General features: G+C 72.6%; 14 protein-coding genes and 1 tRNA gene. 11 read left to right on the top strand and 4 right to left on the bottom strand.

Annotated elements, in window-relative coordinates; translation table 11 throughout:
- Positions 1-173: 173 nt before the first annotated feature.
- The 6 genes from M6G08_RS05065 to M6G08_RS05040 all read left to right on the top strand — a co-directional run bounded on the left by M6G08_RS05065 (position 174) and on the right by M6G08_RS05040 (position 5,033).
- Positions 174-1,043: a maleate cis-trans isomerase family protein gene (locus M6G08_RS05065; protein ID WP_272585983.1), complete on the top strand. Its 870-nt coding sequence runs from the start codon at positions 174-176 to the stop codon at positions 1,041-1,043.
- Positions 1,040-1,771: a maleate cis-trans isomerase family protein gene (locus M6G08_RS05060; RefSeq protein WP_272585982.1), complete on the top strand. Its 732-nt coding sequence runs from the start codon at positions 1,040-1,042 to the stop codon at positions 1,769-1,771. The genes M6G08_RS05065 and M6G08_RS05060 overlap by 4 nt, the downstream gene beginning before the upstream one ends.
- A gap of 380 nt (positions 1,772-2,151) precedes the next feature.
- A complete protein-coding gene (locus M6G08_RS05055; protein WP_272585981.1) occupies positions 2,152-3,717 on the top strand; it encodes a pectate lyase family protein in 1,566 nt (521 codons plus the stop codon).
- Positions 3,718-3,875: 158 nt separating this feature from the next.
- Positions 3,876-4,226 carry a DUF8844 domain-containing protein gene (locus M6G08_RS05050; protein WP_272585980.1) on the top strand — a complete coding sequence of 117 codons (351 nt, stop codon included), beginning with the start codon at positions 3,876-3,878 and terminating at the stop codon, positions 4,224-4,226.
- Positions 4,227-4,357: 131 nt separating this feature from the next.
- Positions 4,358-4,969 carry a bifunctional DNA primase/polymerase gene (locus tag M6G08_RS05045; RefSeq protein WP_272585979.1) on the top strand — a complete coding sequence of 204 codons (612 nt, stop codon included), beginning with the start codon at positions 4,358-4,360 and terminating at the stop codon, positions 4,967-4,969.
- Positions 4,960-5,033: transfer RNA gene (locus M6G08_RS05040), tRNA-Lys, on the top strand. Before M6G08_RS05045 ends, M6G08_RS05040 begins: the two co-directional genes overlap by 10 nt.
- A 63-nt stretch (positions 5,034-5,096) precedes the next feature.
- Here the strand turns inward: M6G08_RS05040 and M6G08_RS05035 are convergent.
- Complete coding sequence (locus M6G08_RS05035; RefSeq protein WP_272585978.1) at positions 5,097-6,455, bottom strand: M6 family metalloprotease domain-containing protein; 1,359 nt, start codon at positions 6,453-6,455, stop codon at positions 5,097-5,099.
- Positions 6,456-6,757: 302 nt separating this feature from the next.
- Between M6G08_RS05035 and M6G08_RS05030 the strand changes: the two genes are divergently transcribed.
- The gene (locus M6G08_RS05030) at positions 6,758-8,683 is read left to right on the top strand and encodes a putative bifunctional diguanylate cyclase/phosphodiesterase (RefSeq protein ID WP_272585977.1); all 1,926 of its coding nucleotides are present in this window, start codon (positions 6,758-6,760) and stop codon (positions 8,681-8,683) included.
- Here M6G08_RS05030 and M6G08_RS05025 read toward each other — a convergent pair.
- From M6G08_RS05025 to M6G08_RS05015, 3 genes are all read right to left on the bottom strand, one after another.
- The gene (locus tag M6G08_RS05025; RefSeq protein WP_272585976.1) at positions 8,659-9,768 is read right to left on the bottom strand and encodes an LLM class flavin-dependent oxidoreductase; all 1,110 of its coding nucleotides are present in this window, start codon (positions 9,766-9,768) and stop codon (positions 8,659-8,661) included. The genes M6G08_RS05030 and M6G08_RS05025 overlap by 25 nt on opposite strands.
- Positions 9,769-9,837: 69 nt before the next feature.
- Positions 9,838-10,020, bottom strand: coding sequence for a DUF397 domain-containing protein (locus M6G08_RS05020; protein WP_272591263.1), 183 nt, complete (start codon positions 10,018-10,020; stop codon positions 9,838-9,840).
- 222 nt (positions 10,021-10,242) lie between these two features.
- Positions 10,243-11,643, bottom strand: a complete 1,401-nt coding sequence (locus M6G08_RS05015; protein ID WP_272585975.1) for an MFS transporter — start codon at positions 11,641-11,643, stop codon at positions 10,243-10,245.
- A 341-nt stretch (positions 11,644-11,984) separates the two neighbouring features.
- On the opposite strand from M6G08_RS05015, the gene M6G08_RS05010 reads away from it, so the two are divergent.
- From M6G08_RS05010 to M6G08_RS04995, 4 genes are read left to right on the top strand one after another with little or no spacing between them, the layout of a single operon-like run.
- Complete coding sequence (locus M6G08_RS05010; protein WP_272585974.1) at positions 11,985-13,472, top strand: aldehyde dehydrogenase; 1,488 nt, start codon at positions 11,985-11,987, stop codon at positions 13,470-13,472.
- Positions 13,473-13,496: 24 nt separating this feature from the next.
- Positions 13,497-14,474, top strand: a complete 978-nt coding sequence (locus M6G08_RS05005) for a VOC family protein (protein WP_272585973.1) — start codon at positions 13,497-13,499, stop codon at positions 14,472-14,474.
- Positions 14,471-15,283, top strand: coding sequence for an aspartate dehydrogenase domain-containing protein (locus M6G08_RS05000; RefSeq protein WP_272585972.1), 813 nt, complete (start codon positions 14,471-14,473; stop codon positions 15,281-15,283). Before M6G08_RS05005 ends, M6G08_RS05000 begins: the two co-directional genes overlap by 4 nt.
- The gene (locus M6G08_RS04995; RefSeq protein WP_272585971.1) at positions 15,280-16,086 is read left to right on the top strand and encodes an alpha/beta fold hydrolase; all 807 of its coding nucleotides are present in this window, start codon (positions 15,280-15,282) and stop codon (positions 16,084-16,086) included. The genes M6G08_RS05000 and M6G08_RS04995 overlap by 4 nt, the downstream gene beginning before the upstream one ends.
- The last annotated feature ends 4 nt before the right edge of the window (positions 16,087-16,090 follow it).

The raw sequence follows: 16,090 nt of genomic DNA, 5'->3' as shown, positions 1-16,090 counted from the left end.
CTCCGGGGGTCGCACGGGTGCTCGGAACGGGTTGACGGGGGACGGAACCGGCTGTTGACCTGGGAATGACGCGGGCGGATTGACCACGCTCGCACCAGAACCTACCTTCGTCAACACGGCCGTGCGTACGGTGCGTTGTCGTCCCCTCTCACAGTGTGAGGTCGGTGCGTGCCATGGACATCTCCTTTCTGGGCGGACCAGCTCCGCAACGCGGGGTCGGCGTGGTCGCCCCGTTCGACTTCGCACTCGATCGCGAGCTGTGGCGATGGGTGCCCGACGAGGTCTCGCTCCACATGACCCGAACCCCTTTTGTACCCGTCGAGGTCAGTCTGGACCTCGCGCGCATGGTCAGCGAACACGAGACGCTCGGCGAGGCGGTGCGCACCCTCAACGCCATCGCCCCCGAGGTCGTCGCCTACGCCTGCACCTCGGGCAGCTTCGTCGGCGGCATCGCCGGTGAACGCGCGATGTGCGAGGCGATGACCTGGGCGGGCGCGGTCCCGTCCGTGACCACCTCCGGCGCCCTGCTGGACGCGCTGGCCGAGCTGGGCGTACGCCGGGTCGCGCTGGTGACGCCGTACACCGTCTCCGTGACCCGGGCGCTGGAGGCGTACGTCGCCGAGGCCGGCGTCGCCGTCACCGGCTGTGCCTTCATGGGCCTGACCCGGCACATCTGGAAGGTCCCCTACCGCGACGTGGCCGACATGGCGCGCCAGGCGGTACCGGCCGAGGGGTCGGCCGACGCCCTGTTCATCTCCTGCACCAACCTCCCCACGTACGACGTCATCCCGCAGCTGGAGGCCGAGCTGCGGATCCCGGTGATCTCGGCCAACCAAGTGACGATGTGGGCGGCGCTGCGCCGGCTGGGTACCCCTGCGGTGGGGCCGTACCAGGCGCTGACCGACCCGTCGGCACGCACCGGTCCCGTGGTGCCGGGACCGGCCGGTCCCGCGGTGGCGGGCCCGGTCGGACCAGCGGTGGCGGACATGCCGGGCGTCTCGGACGGCCCGGACACGGATCAGCAGCAGGAAGGGTGGACATGACAGCACTGGGATTCCTGTACCCGGGCCACTCCGGCGAGGACGACTATCCGCGCATCGAGCAGCTCCTGGGCAGCGACATCCGGGTGGACCTGGTGCACACGGACATCGGCGAGGACGCGCACCGGGTGGACGCGCTGCTGGAGATGGGCTCGCCGCGGCGGCTGGCGGCCGGCGTGGAGGAGCTGCGGCTGACCGGCGCCGACGCGGTGGTGTGGGCCTGCACCAGCGGCAGCTTCGTGCACGGCTGGGAGGGCGCCCGCGAGCAGGTGCGCGCGCTGGCCCAGTCGGCGGGCCTCCCGGCCTCCTCGACCTCCTTCGCCTTCGTGCACGCGGCGAAGGAGCTGGGGGTGGGGCGGGTCGCGATCGGCGCGACCTACCCGGACGACGTGGCGCGGCTCTTCGCGGACTTCCTCGGCGCCGCCGGCATCGGGGTGAGCGACGTCGTCAGCTCCGGGATCATCACGGCGGCGGAGGTCGGTACCTGGGGCGAGCCGGAGGTGCTGGCCCTGGCCCGCTCCGCCGACCGCCCGGACGCCGAGGCGGTCCTCCTGCCGGACACGGCCCTGCACACGGTGGCGCACATCCCGGCCCTGGAGAAGGAACTGGGCAAGCCGGTCCTCACGGCCAACCAGGTCACCGTCTGGGAGGGCCTGCGCCTGGCGGACCGCCGGGTCAACGCCCCCGAGCTGGGCGCGCTGTTCACGCGGGAGCCGGTGGTGCAGGCCTGAGCGGCCCGTGACACGCGAGAAGCCCGACTCCGCCGCTGCGGAGCCGGGCTTCTCCCTGGAGCGCTGGGCAGGCCTTGCACCTGCATTTCCCCACGGGAAGTGGGGCGTCTTTCCTTGGACCACCAACGCACTGCCGGTTCTTGGGGGTTGGCCCCCGTGATCAGGCAGCTTGAGCGTACCGCAGCCGCGTTCGGGGCGCACATCGGCGGTGGCGCTGTTCATGTACGTGTCCACTGTGCGGCTACCTGAAATCAACTGAACCCTTGTCAGGTGTTGGGGTGCATCCTATTCTCACGATCAGAAAGCGCTTTCCCGATTGTCTGATTGACGTGATCACGACAATTGTCGTTCCGTCACGTGAAAACGAAGGGGAGACGAGGATGAGACGACCAGTCGCGCTGCGACTCCACGCCGCGCTGGCCACGTTGGCCGTCGCGGCGGCGACCGGTGTGGTGCTGTCCATGCCCGAGGCCGCGGCGGCGGCCGGCGGTGCCACCGGGTACGCGACCCAGAACGGCGGCACGACCGGCGGCGCGGGCGGCCGGACGGTCCGGGCGACCACCGGAACCCAGATCCACGAGGCCCTGTGCGGCCGCGCCAGCAGCAGCACCCCGATCATCATCGAGGTCGAGGGCACCATCAACCACGGCAACACCACCAAGGTGTCCGGCGACAGCTGCAACACCGCGGCCGACAAGATCGAGCTCAAGCAGATCAGCAACGTCACCGTCGTCGGGGTCGGCGGCGGCGCCGTCTTCGACCAACTGGGCATCCACATCCGGGAGTCCAGCAACATCATCATCCAGAACGTGACGGTCCGGAACGTCAAGAAGTCCGGCTCACCCACCTCCAACGGCGGCGACGCCATCGGCATGGAGAGCGACGTCCGCAACGTCTGGGTCGACCACACCACCCTGGAGGCCTCGGGCGGGGAGTCGGAGGGCTACGACGGCCTCTTCGACATGAAGGACAACACCCAGTACGTCACCCTGTCCTACAGCACCCTGCGCAACTCCGGCCGCGGCGGCCTGATCGGCTCCAGCGAGTCCGACCGCTCCAACGGCTACGTCACCTTCCACCACAACCTGTACGAGAACATCGACTCCCGCGCCCCCCTCCTGCGCGGCGGGATCGCCCACATGTACAACAACCACTACAAGAGCCTGAACGACTCCGGCATCAACTCCCGGGCCGGCGCCAAGGCCAAGGTGGACAACAACTACTTCGAGGACTCCAAGGACGTCCTCGGCACCTTCTACACCGACCAGGCCGGCTCCTGGCAGGTCAGCGGCAACATCTACGACAACGTCACCTGGTCCGAGCCGGAGGGGGACAACAACCCGGCCGGCCCCGACCCGCAGTCCAACACCACGGTCTCCGTCCCGTACGCCTACACCCTCGACGACGCCTCCTGCGTGCCCGGCGTGGTGAGCAGCACGGCCGGCGCGAACAAGGGCCTGAAGGTCTCCGACGGCAACTGCACGCCGCAGACGCCCGACCCGACCGACCCGACGCCGGACCCCACCGACCCCACGCCGGACCCGACGGACCCGACGCCGGACCCGACCGACCCGCCCACCGGTGCCAACCTCAGCATCGGCGCCGGCTCCGACGGCTCCTCCAAGGCCGACGGCACCAGCTACGGCAACGTCCGCGACGGTGACCCGAGCACCTACTGGTCGCCGGACGGCACCACCGGCTCCGTCTCGGTCAAGTGGGGCACCCCCACCACCGTCTCGAAAATCAACATCCGGGAGGCGGCGGGCTCCGAGGGCACCATCGGCTCCTACCGGGTCGTGAACCACCACACCGGCGCCGTCCTGGCCTCCGGCAGCGGAGCGGGCGTCATCACCTTCCCGGCGGTCTCCCTGGAGAAGATCACCTTCCAGATCACCGGCGCCTCGGGCACCCCGAAGGTCGCCGAGTTCGAGACCTACGCCGGTTAGCGGCGGCGTCGCGTCCTCTTCTCCTCCGCGTCCGGTCCGGCACCCGCCGGGCCGGACGCCCACTTGCGCGGGCGCGGGACAATGGACGGTGGCCCACTCCACCGGGGTACCCGCGTCCACGCGGGGAGGGCCGTCGCACCGTACGAGGAGGAGAAGACATGGCGGAGCCCACGCCGCGTCGGAACGAACCGCGGCTACGCCCCGCGCCCCTGCTCTTCGAGCCGGCGGAGGCGTCCGCCGACCCGGAGCACTTCTTCGACCTCGAGTCGATCGACGACCCCCGGGCGCTCCTCGACCGGGCCACCGAACTGACCCAGGCGTTCCGCGCGGCGGCCGACCGGGCGATGGAGTTCCAGGCGGTCGCGGCGGCCCAGCTGGCCGACCCGCGCCGCTTCGACCGGCTGACGGCCGCGGACATCGCCGAGCGGGCCGAGTGGACCGAGGACTACGCCAAGAAGATGGTGGAGTTCGGGCGGGACCTGATGCGCGGCGGCGCTCACTCCGAGTAATACGGCCGGTTCCGACTAGCACGGCCGCATATGCCGAGCGGGTGGGCAAGATACTCCTCGCCCCACCCTCCTGTCCCGGTTTCCCGCAACCCACCGGAGCCGGACCCTCACGCCGGGTAGATGTATGCGTCATGAGCAGCAGCACGCGCAACGTCACCCTCAGCGCCGCGCCCCACGCCTCGGACGTCACCGCCGACGGCGCCGCCTGGCTGGCCTCGGCGGGCGCGTACCCGCGCAGCACGCTCGCGCTCTGGGAGGAGCGGCCCGCGGCCCCGGTCGTCCTGCCCTGCGGCTCCGCCTTCGACGTGGTGAGCGCTCCCACGGTCTTCGGGCGCCGGATGCTGGACCGGCTGTGGGAGGAGGGTCCGGGCTCGGGCCCCGTGGCGGAGTTCCGGGGACGGATGCTCCTGTTCGCCGCGCCCGGCACCGCCCAGCGGCTGCCGACACTGCTGGAGTGGGAGGAGTGGAGCGCGCGGGGCCGGGAGGGCGGCCGTACGGGCACGGTGCCGCCGCTGCTGTGCCACGGCGCCGGAGACGCGGTGACGGTCCCGGCCCCGGCCGGCGGACCCGCCCGCACCGGCTCCCGCTGGCTGGTGGCGCCGGACACGCGTATGCCCTGGCTGCCGGGCCCGGAGGTGCTGCTGTGGGCGGCGGTGCGGGCCGCGCGCGCCGCCGTACGTATTTCGATTTTTCCCTCCGCCGACCAGGATGCTAATGTCTACGACGTCAGCAGGCGCCGCTAGCTCAGTTGGTTAGAGCAGCTGACTCTTAATCAGCGGGTCCGGGGTTCGAGTCCCTGGCGGCGCACAGACGACGAGAAGGCCCTCCACTCAGGTGGAGGGCCTTATCGCATGGTCGGGGGCCGTCCGGTCACCCCGGCGTGACCTGCACCGTCCACGCCCCCGACACCGTCCGCCCCTGCACCTGGACCCGTACGCCGTCGCCCGGCACCGTGAAGCTCTCACCGAGGGCGACCGGGGCGTCGGCGAGGGGCGGGTAGACGGAATCCTCCCAGCACGCCTCGGTGTCCGGGTGGGCGTCGACCACCTCGATCGGCCCGTCCCCGGACCGGACCCCGCCGTGCACCCGGTAGACGAGGACGCCCGCCCGGCAGGCGGCGGCGTCGTTGCCGACCGGTCCCCGGGCCTCGAGGGCGAGCACGGTGTCCGCCCCCGTCCGCACCACCGCCAGCTTCGTACCGCGGCCGAGGCCGAAGGCGGGCGCTCCCGCGGCGCCGGTCACCACCACCCCCGGCCCCGCCCCCAGCGGCTCCAGCGTCAGCCGGACCGGCTCATCGCCGCGCACGCACGCCACCTGCCGGGGCTCCAGCCAGCCCAGCTTCCACTTGTGCCAGCCGAAGAGGTCCGGGGCCAGTCCGAACTGGCTGCCCATGAGGTCCCAGTCGCCGACGTGGGTGTCCCAGTCGCCCTCGTCGTCCTCCGGCCGGTGGTACAGGTCGGGCAGGTCGAAGACGTGCCCCGTCTCGTGGGCCAGGACCAGCCGGTCCGGCGGATGGTTCTCGAAGACGGTGACGACCCGCCGGATGTCGGTGCCGTCGGCCCGCAGGGGAGTGTCGAAGTTGACGACCTTCGTCGCGTCGGAGTCCACGCCGGGCGCGTCCGGGTCGGCGACGAAGTACACGATGTCGTAGCGGGAGAAGTCGACGTGCCGGTCGGCGGCGCCCAGGGCGTCGCGCAGGTAGGCGGCCCGGTGCCGGGGGCTCCAGTCGCGCCGTATGTCGTACGCCGTCGACGGGCGCGGCATGGGGATCCAGCCGGGCAGCGGGTGCGGGCGCAGCGTGAACCTGCCGTAGGAGGCGCGCTGGAAGAAGCGGGTGGTGGCGGGGAAGTGGTCGGCGGCGAGCTCGGCCGGCGCGGCCAGCGGCCGGGAGTCGGGGAAGGACAGGAAGACCATCACCGCGTCCAGGGCCCGCACGGGCTTCGGGTAGGCGGCGTTCCAGGTGCTCAGACCCTCGGAGTGGTGCGCCTCGGTGCGCTGGAGGGCGCAGGGCTCCGGGGAGAAGGGCTCGGCGGCCGACGGCGCGCCGATCAGGGAGGTCGCGGCGAGCGCGGACATCGTGGTGCACACCGCCGCCGTACCGCGCAGCCTGGAGCGGCGGGCTCCCGCCGTGCCGCGGCCCGCACCGAGCCCCTTGAGAGCCTCCCGCGGAAGTCGCCTCAGGGGGAGCTGGCGCGGCACATGGACCTCCGGGTGCGGTTGACGGGACACCGCACCCAGCTTGTGCGTGATTGTCGTACTACGTCCTGTTCGCCTGCACCGGATGGGTGAGTCGTCCGGAGTTTCGACGGCTGTCACCGGACCTGCAACCGTGAGTCACTTACGCAACGTCACAACTGGTCGGGGGCGTGAAGAACTCGTCCAGGCGCGAGCGGAAACGATCTGGCGGGGGGTTCGGCCGGTCGGGAACGCGGGGCGGCGGCTGGAAGGGCTCCGTGCCAGCCTCTATGATCGGCACACTTTCCTGCACGAACAGAGCACGAACAGAGATCGAGGCACTGCGGGAGCGAGCGGTGAACGGAACCTCCGAAGGGCCGGCGCCCGCGGCAGACTTCGACCGACCGACCGTCACAGAGGGTGACGTGGGCCTGGCTCCTCGTGCGCCGTGCGCGGGGCCCCCGGCCTACCGGTCGGCGTTCACGGCCGCGCCCCTCGCCATGGCCGTCGTCGACACCGACGGCCTCGTGGTCGGTGCCAACGACACGCTGGGCACCCTCCTCGGCACCGGCCCGGACGCGCTGACCGGCCGTGCGGCGGCCGACCTCGTCGACCTCGCCGCCGACTCCGGCACCTGGCAGGCGTACCGCGAGGTGCTGTCCGGCCGCCGGGCCCGGCTGCGCTGCACCCGGCGGCTGAAGGGGGCCGACGGGCGCTCCCTGTGGGTGCAGGTGACGGTCGAGCCGCTGACCGGGACCGACGGCGAGGACGGCGTACCGGGGCTGCTGCTGTCGGTCGCCGACATCAGCGCCCGGCGCGAGCTCCAGGCCCGGCTGCGCCACCTCCAGATGCACGACCCGGTGACCCGGCTGCCCAACCGCGCCCTGTTCTTCGAACGCCTGACGGCGGCGCTGGAGGCGGAGTCGTACGAACACGGCGGCGGCACCGGCCGGATCGGCCTGTGCTACCTGGACCTGGACGGCTTCAAGGCCGTCAACGACACCCTCGGCCACCGCGTCGGCGACCGCCTGCTCGCCGCCGTCGCCGAACGCCTCACGCGCTGCGCCGAGGAGGCCGCGCACGCCCGCTCCGGCGCCCCGCTGGTCGCCCGCCTCGGCGGCGACGAGTTCGCCCTCCTCGTCGAGGACTCCACCGGCACCGAACAACTCGCCGACCTGGCCGAATCCGTGCTGGCGGCCCTCCAGGCACCCTTCGAGGTCGCCGACCGCCGCCTCTCGGTCACCGCCTCCGTCGGCGTCGTCGAACGCCACACCGCCGGCACCACGCCCACCGCCCTGATGCAGGCCGCCGACACGACCCTGTACTGGGCCAAGGCCGACGGCAGGGCCCGCTGGACCCTGTTCGACCCCGAACGCAACGCCAGCCGCATGACCCGCCAGGCACTGGCCGCCACCCTCCGCCCCGCCATCGACCGGGGCGAGTTCGCGCTGGAGTACCAGCCGCTGGTGGGCATGGAGGACGGCCGGGTGCGCGGCGTCGAGGCGCTTATCCGCTGGAATCATCCTCAGTTCGGCGTACTGGCGCCGAATCGGTTCATCGCACTGGCGGAGGAGGACGGATCGATCGTTCCCCTGGGCCGCTGGATCCTGCGCACGGCCTGCCGCCAGGCCCGCCGCTGGCAGCTCGCCCACCCGGACGAACCGCCGATCTTCGTCAGCGTCAACGTGGCCGTCCGCCAGGTCTGGGACTCCGACCTGGTGGCGGACGTGGCGGCGACCCTGGAGGAGACGGGCCTGGCCCCGCACCTGCTCCAGCTGGAGCTGACCGAGTCGGCGGTCATGGGCTCCGCGGGCCGCCCGCTCCAGGCCCTCAAGGCGCTCAGCGACATGGGCGTCCACATCGCCATCGACGACTTCGGCACCGGCTACTCGAACCTGGCCTACCTCAGCCGGCTGCCGGTCTCGGTGCTGAAGCTGGACGGGGCGTTCGTACGGGGCTTCCAGTACGACGGTGCCGCGGCCGCCGGGGCCGCCGGGGCCCGGGGTGGGGCGGCCGCGCCGGACGCGGACGCCTCGGCGGCCAGCCCCGCCGACGAGGTCATCGTCGAGGCGATGGTCCAGCTCGCCCACCGCCTCGGCCTCACCGTCACCGCCGAGTGCGTGGAGACCTCCGACCAGGCGACCCGGCTGCGCCGCATCGGCTGCGACACCGGGCAGGGCTGGCTGTACTCCCGGCCGGTGGCGCCGGACCGCATCTCCGCCCTGCTGGGCTCCGCCGGGCCCGGCGAGGCCGGGGTTCAGGCGGGCGCCGGCAAGCCGTAGGCGTCGGCGATCAGCTCGTAGGAGCGCAGGCGCACGTCGCCGCCGTGGGCGTTGGCGGTGAGCATCAGCTCGTCGGCGCCGGTGCGCTTCTGGAGGTCGTCGAGGCCGGACCGCACCTCGTCGGCGGTGCCGTGGATGACGTTGGAGTTCCAGGACTGGACGAACTCCTCCTCCATCGGGCTGAACTCGTACGCCTCCGCCTCCTCCGGCGTCGGTACGAGCCCCGGGCGTCCGGTGCGCAGCCGGACCATGTTCAGCGCGGCGGCCAGCACCTGCCGGCGGGCCTCCTTCTCGTCGTCGGTGGCGAGCGCGGAGACGCCGATCAGGGCGTAGGGCGCGTCCAGGACGGCGGAGGGGCGGAAGGACTCCCGGTACAGGTCCAGCGCGGGGACCGTGTTCTGCGCGGAGAAGTGGTGCGCGAAGGCGAAGGGAAGGCCCAGGGTGCCGGCCAGCCGTGCGCTGAAGCCGGAGGAACCGAGCAGCCACACCGGCGGCCGGTGCGCCGACTGCACGCCGCCGGGGGAGGTGGCCTGCACCGGGCCGGGTACGGCGTGGATACGGCGGTAGGGGTGCCCGTCGGGGAAGTCGTCGTCCAGGAAGCGGATCAGCTCGGCGAGCTGCTGCGGGAAGTCGTCGGCGCCTTCGTTGAGGCGGTCGGTGCGGCGCAGGGCGGCGGCGGTGGCGCCGTCGGTGCCGGGGGCGCGGCCGAGGCCGAGGTCGACGCGGCCGGGAGCCATGGCCTCCAGCGTGCCGAACTGCTCCGCGATGACGAGGGGGGCGTGGTTCGGCAGCATGACGCCGCCCGAGCCGAGCCGGATGCGGTCGGTGTGGGCGGCCAGGTGCGCGAGGATCACGGCGGGTGAGGAGGAGGCGACGCCGGGCATCGAGTGGTGCTCGGCGACCCAGTAGCGGTGGAAACCGCGGTTCTCCGCGAGGCGGGCGATGTCCACGCTGGTCCGCAGGGCGTCGGTCGCGGTGCGGCCGGCGCCGACGGTCACCAGGTCCAGCACGGAGAGGGGGACGGGGGCGGTGCCGTGGGCGGTGCCCCGGATCTCCTCTGCGGCTTCTGCGGCGTCTGGGGCCATGGTCGGGTGCCTCCCGGGTGTCACGTTCGGTGTCGTTCGCTGCGCGACGTAACAGGAGGCGGTCTCCGGTTATTCCCCGGCGGGGGTCTTGAGGGAGGTGAGGAAGGCGGTGAAGGCGGGGGTGGGGAAGGCGAGGGTGGCTCGGGTGGGGGCTCTGGAGTCGCGGACGGCTATGTGGGAGTGGCGGTGGGCGATCTCTACGCAGGCGTTGCCCTCGCCGCCGCCGCAGGCCACCTGGACGGCGTGCGGCAGCTGCTTCAGTTCAGCGACCACATCGAGGTCGTGGAACCGGAGGCGGCCCGACGGCTCGTGCACCGGCTCGCGACCCGCATCGCCCACGCCCACCACCCGCCGCCGTGAACACCGCGGCCGCGTCTGTCATCCCGTCGCTCATATGAGCCCCCGGAGGACAGATTCCCTCACTCCGTCCTCGCCGTGCCGGAAGGCCCCCGCCCTCCCGGCCCCGCGGCTGCCCTACGGCGCGACTTCCTCCAGCGTCCGACCGCTCGTCTCCTCCGCGCCGACCGCCGCCGACAGCGAGCCCGCGAGGGCGACGGCCGCCAGGGTCACGAACACCGTGCCGATGGCGCCTCCCGCGTAGATGGCGCCCACGACGATCGGGCCGAGGATGACGCCCAGGCGGTTCATCGCGCCGCCCACGCTGGAGCCCAGGGCCCTGATCCGGGTGGGGAAGAGCTCCGGCGTGTAGAGGTAGAGGCAGATGTTGGAGCCGAAGAGGAAGACCGCGGCCAGGGAGGTCCAGGCCAGGACGCCGGTCGCCGAGTCGCCGCCCGCCAGGCCGAGGAGGAGCAGGCAGAGCGCGGCCGCCGCCATGCACCAGATCACCGTGTTGCGGCGGCCGACCCGGTCGACGGTGAGGGCGACGATCAGGCAGCCGGCCAGTCCCGCGCAGCTCGTCACCGTCGAGTAGAGGAGCGCCGTGGACAGGTCGAGGTCGAAGTGGTCCTCGTAGATGGTCGGCAGCCAGGACGTGATGCCGTAGTTCGCGAAGTAGCCGGTGAACCACAGCAGGCCGATGACAAGGGTGCGTTTGCCGTACCTGCCGGTCAGGAGTTCGCGCAGGCCGCTCTTGGCAGGCGCGGGCGGGGCGGGGCGCACCGGGGCGGGGTCGGGCAGCGGGGTGCCGGTGATCCGCTCGACCTTCTCCTCGATCGACGCCATCGTCGCCAGGGCCTCGTCGTGCCTGCCGTGGTCGGCGAGCCAGCGGGGTGACTCCGGTACCCAGCGGGCGAGGGCGAAGCAGAGCAGGCCGGGGATCGCCGCCAGGCCGAAGACCCAGCGCCAGCCGAGCACCGGCACCAGCCACGCGGCGAGGAGGGCGCCCGCGGTCAGACCGGCCGGGAAGACCAGTTCGTACAGGAGGACGAAGCGGCCGCGCTGGTGGGCGCGGGTGATCTCGGCGATGAAGGTCGCCGCGATCGGTACCTCGCCGCCGATGGCCATCCCCTGGACGAACCGGATCGCCATGAACGGCTCGGGGGAGGTGCACAGGGTCAGGGCCAGGTTGCAGACGCCGGACAGCGCGATGCAGCCGGCGATGACCTTCACCCGGCCGATCCGGTCGGCGAGCCTGCCCGAGGCCAGCGCGCCGATCAGCATGCCGATCGAGCCGACCGTCATCAGGGCGGTGACCTGCGTCGTGCCGAGGTGCCACTCGTCGCGCAGTTCGGGGAGGGCGTACGCGATCAGGAGCTGGTCGAAGGCCTCGAAGAAGGTGACGGCGCCGACGACGAGCCGGACCATCACCTGCCAGCGGCACAGCGGCAGGCGTTCGAAGCGGGCGCCGATGGCGGCCGCGAGCGCGGCCGAGTCGCCCTGTGGGCCCGGGGTGGCGCGGGCTGCGTCGATCGTCATGGGTGTGGTCTCCGGTTCGGGACGCACGGCACGGCGGAGCAACCGCGTGCCGGCGGCGATGAGGGCTGGAGAGGTGCGGCGAGGACGAGACGGGGCGGGTCGTGCGGGCGGTGCCGACGGCCCACTTATGTAGGCGCTGAATGTCTCAGGGCTTAAGTTCTATCGGTAGTCGGTGGAGGTTAGGCAAGCCTTAGTCCTGACGTCGCGAAAAATTCGTCGCGCTCGGTCCCTTGCGGGCCAATTACTTAAGCCCTTAGATTTCTAGCGCCTAGACACGGCGGTTGGGGCAACGCCCCCGCCGTGTCCGCGAGTTCCCGCACCGTCCCTTTCCGGAGGCCTCCATGCCGCGCGTTCCAGCCGACGAGATCCTCATCGCGGGGCACTGGCGGCGCGGCGGCGGGCTGCCGATCCGCACGGTGGACCCCGCCGACGGCAGCGTCATCACCACCGTCCACGCCGCCTCCCCGGACGACGTGGAGGAGGCCGCGCGCGCCGCCGCCGCGGCGGCCGCCGCACCCGAGTGGCGGGACCTGCCGCCGCACCGGCGGGCCCGCGTCCTGCACCGGATCGGCGACCGGATCGAGGACCACGCCGACGCCTTGTCCGCCCTCCAGACCGCCGACACCGGCAAGACCCTCGGCGAGACCCGCGCCCTCGCGCTCAGCGCCGCCGCCACCTTCCGGTACACGGCCGCCGCCCTGGAGACCGCCGAGGACGCGCTCACCCCCTCGCGTGGCCCCTACGTCACGATGAGCACGTACGAACCGATCGGCGTCGTCGGGGCGATCAACCCCTGGAACTCGCCGATCGCCTCCGACGCCCAGAAGGTCGCCCCCGCGCTGGCCGGCGGCAACGCGGTCCTGCTCAAGCCCGCCGAGTGGACCCCGCTGGTCTCCCTCGCCTTCGGGCGCCTCGTCCACCGGGTGCTCACGGAGGAGCGGTTGCCCACCGCGCTGCTCGCCGTACTGCCGGGCAAGGGCCGGATCGTGGGCGACGCCATCGTCCGGCATCCGCTCGTCGGCCGGATCGGCTTCACCGGCGGCACCGCCACCGGGCGCGCCATCGCCCGCGCCGCCGCCGACAAGCTCGTCCCCGCCTCACTCGAACTCGGCGGCAAGTCACCGACGATCGTGCGCGAGGACGCCGACACCGAACAGGCCCTGGCCGGCGTGATGTACGGGATCTTCTCCTCCAGCGGCCAGTCCTGCATCGCCGGTTCGCGGCTCTTCGTCCACGCCTCGCGCTACGACTCCTTCGTCGGCGAACTCGTCGAGCGGGTCCGGAAGCTGCGCGTCGGACCGGGTACGTCCCCCGACACCCAGGTCGCCCCGCTCGTCCACCACGCCCACCGCGACACCGTCGCCGCGGCCGTCGACCTCGCCCGCGCGGAGGGCGGCCGGGTGCTGTGCGGCGGGGCCGCGCCAGAGGGCGAGCGGTACGCGAACGGCGCCTACTACCTGCCGACCGTCGTCGACTCCCTGCCCAACTCGGCCCGCGTCTGCCAGGAGGAGATCTTCGGCCCGGTCCTCGTCGCCCTTCCCTACGACGACGAGGACGAACTCGTCGCCCAGGCCAACGACTCCGTCTACGGCCTCGCCTGCGGCATCTGGACCCGCGACGCGCGGGCCGCCTGGCGGCTCGGGCGGCGGATCCAGGCCGGGACCGTGTGGATCAACACGTACAAGCAGTTCTCCATCTCCACCCCCTTCGGCGGGATGAAGGACTCCGGGCTCGGCACCGAGAAGGGCCGCGACCTGATCCGCGCCTACCAGCGGCAGAAGTCCCTCTACTGGGGCACCGACGCCACGCCCCTGCCCTGGGCCAACTGACCCACCACCCCGGGAGATCCCGCCATGACCCACCCCCCGACCGGTTCCGCCGCGACCCGCCCCCCGATCGGCCGGCTGCGCGCCCTGCGCTCGGTCGAGCTGCTCACCCCGAACTTCGCCGACGCCGTCGACTTCTACGAGGAGGTCTGGGGCCTCCAGGTCGTCGAGGCCGAGCACAGCGCGAGCTGGCTGCGCGGCACCGGCGAGGAGCACCACGCCCTGCACCTGACCCGCTCCGACCGGATCGGTCTCGGCCGCCTCGTCTTCGCCCTCGCCACCCCCGCCGAGATCGACGAGGCCGCCCGCCGCCTCCGGGCCCGCGGCATCGCGCTCGTCACCGAACCCGGCCCCCTCGATCAGGTAGGCGGCGGCTACGGCCTGCGCTTCCACGACCTCGACGGACGGCTCATCGAACTGTCCGCCGACACCTGGGCGGTCACCGCACGCAGCCGGGACGCGGCCCTGCCGGTCGGCGTCACCCACGCCGTCCTCAACACCCCCGACATCGACGCCTCCGTCGCCTTCTACCGCGACGTCCTCGGCATGCGCGTCTCCGACTGGTCCGAGCACCAGATGGCCTTCATGCGCTGCGGCAGCGACCACCACTGCGTCGCCTTCAACCAGGCGCCCTGGGTCTCCCTCAACCACGTCGCCTACGAGATGACCTCGATCGACCACTTCATGCGCGGCCTCGGCCGGCTCCGGCACCACGGGATCAACCCCGAGTGGGGTCCCGGCCGGCACGGCCCCGGCAACAACACCTTCTCCTACTTCACCGACCCGACCGGCCTGGTCTGCGAGTACACCACCGAGGTCGCCCAGATCGTCGAGGACACCTGGATCTGCAAGGTGTGGCGGCGCACGCCCGAGCTGTCCGACCTGTGGGGGACCGCCGGCCCGCCGTCGCAGCGGATCCGCGCCCACATGACGGGTACGCCCGACGGCAGCCCCGTCGCCCCGCCCGTGGACGCCGTCACCGGCCCGGAAGGAGCAGCGGCATGAGCAGCGCCGTCAAAACCCACACCCGCAAGGTCGCCCTCATCGGCTGGGGCGCCATCGGCCGCACCGTCGGCGCCGCGCTCGCCGCGGGCGAGGTGCCCGGTGCCGAACTGACGGGCATCGTCGACAACCGCCCGCTCGGCGACGCCGTCCCCGCCCCGCAGCTCACCGTGGAACAGGCCCTCACCTCCTGCGACCTGATCGTCGAGGCCGCGGGCCAGGGCGTCGTACGGGAATGGGGCGATACGATCCTCGCCTCCGGCACCGACCTGCTCGTGGCGTCCACCGGAGCACTGACCGACGAGGACCTGTCCAAGCGGCTCCTCGCGGCCGGGCCCGGCCGGGTGTACTTCACCGGCGGCGCGGTCGGCGGCCTCGACCTGCTCCAGGCCGTACGCGCCATGGGCCCGCTCGGCGAGGTCACCCTCACCACCACCAAGCTGCCGTCCACCCTCGAACAGCCGTGGATGGGCGAGGAGATGCTCGCCCGGCTGCGGACCACGACCACGCCCGTCGAGGTCATGTCCGGCACCGCACGCGACGTGCCCGTCAGCTTCCCCAAGTCCACGAACGTCGCCGCGTCGGTGGCGCTCGCGGTCGGCGACCTCGACGCCGTACGGGTCCGCGTCGTCGCCGACCCGGCGGCCGCGCACACCTCCCACGTGATCGAGGCGAGCGGCCCGCAGGGCTCGTACCGCTTCGAGGTCCGCCACGTCCCCGACGCCGCCAACCCGGCCACCAGCAGGGTCGTCCCGTACGCCGTGCTGCGCTCGCTCGCGGCCCTGACCGGGCGCCGGGGGCAGATCCTGTGACCGCCTACGACCCCGCCGGGCTGCACCTGGAGGAGAACGGCGACGACGGACCGCTGGTCCTGTGCCTGCACGGCATCGGCTCCTCGTCCGCCGCCTTCGCCCCGCAGACCGAGGCACTCGCGGCCGGCCACCGGGTTGTCGCCTGGGACGCACCGGGCTACGCCAAGTCCGCCGACCCGGACCACGACCTCACCCTCGACGACTACGCCGACACCGCCGCCGAGGTCATCCGCGCCCGCGGCACCGACGCCCACGTCGTCGGCGTCTCCTGGGGCGGCGTGATCGCGCTCCGGCTCGCCATCCGGCACCCGGACCTCGTCGCCTCCCTCACCGTCGCCGACTCCACCCCCGGCTCCGGCACCAGCCCCGAGAAGGCCGCCGCGATGCGCGCCCGCGTCCCGGAACTGGAGAGCCTCGGCCCGCGCGCCTTCGCGGAGCAGCGCGGCCCCCGGCTGCTGTCCGAGGACGCGCCGCCCGAGTTGGTGCGGCGGGTCGTCGACACCATGGCCGACTCGGTCCGGCCGCCCGGCTACCGGTCGGCGGCCGAGTCGATGGCCCGCACCGACCTGCGCGGCGAACTCGACCGGGTCACCGCGCCCACCCTCGTCCTGTGCGGTGAGAAGGACCGGATCACCGGCCCCGAAGCCTCACAGGTCCTGGCCGGCGGACTCCACAAGACCGCTTACGTGATCGTCAAGGACGCCGGTCACCTGGCCAACCAGCAACAGCCCGAGCACTTCAACGCCTGGCTGCTCTCCCACCTGCACATCGTCACCAACACCCGCACGATCACGAAGGGCTGACCAC

This window comes from Streptomyces sp. M92 (assembly GCF_028473745.1).
Lineage (GTDB): Bacteria > Actinomycetota > Actinomycetes > Streptomycetales > Streptomycetaceae > Streptomyces.
This window is presented reverse-complemented; position numbering and strand designations above follow the sequence as displayed.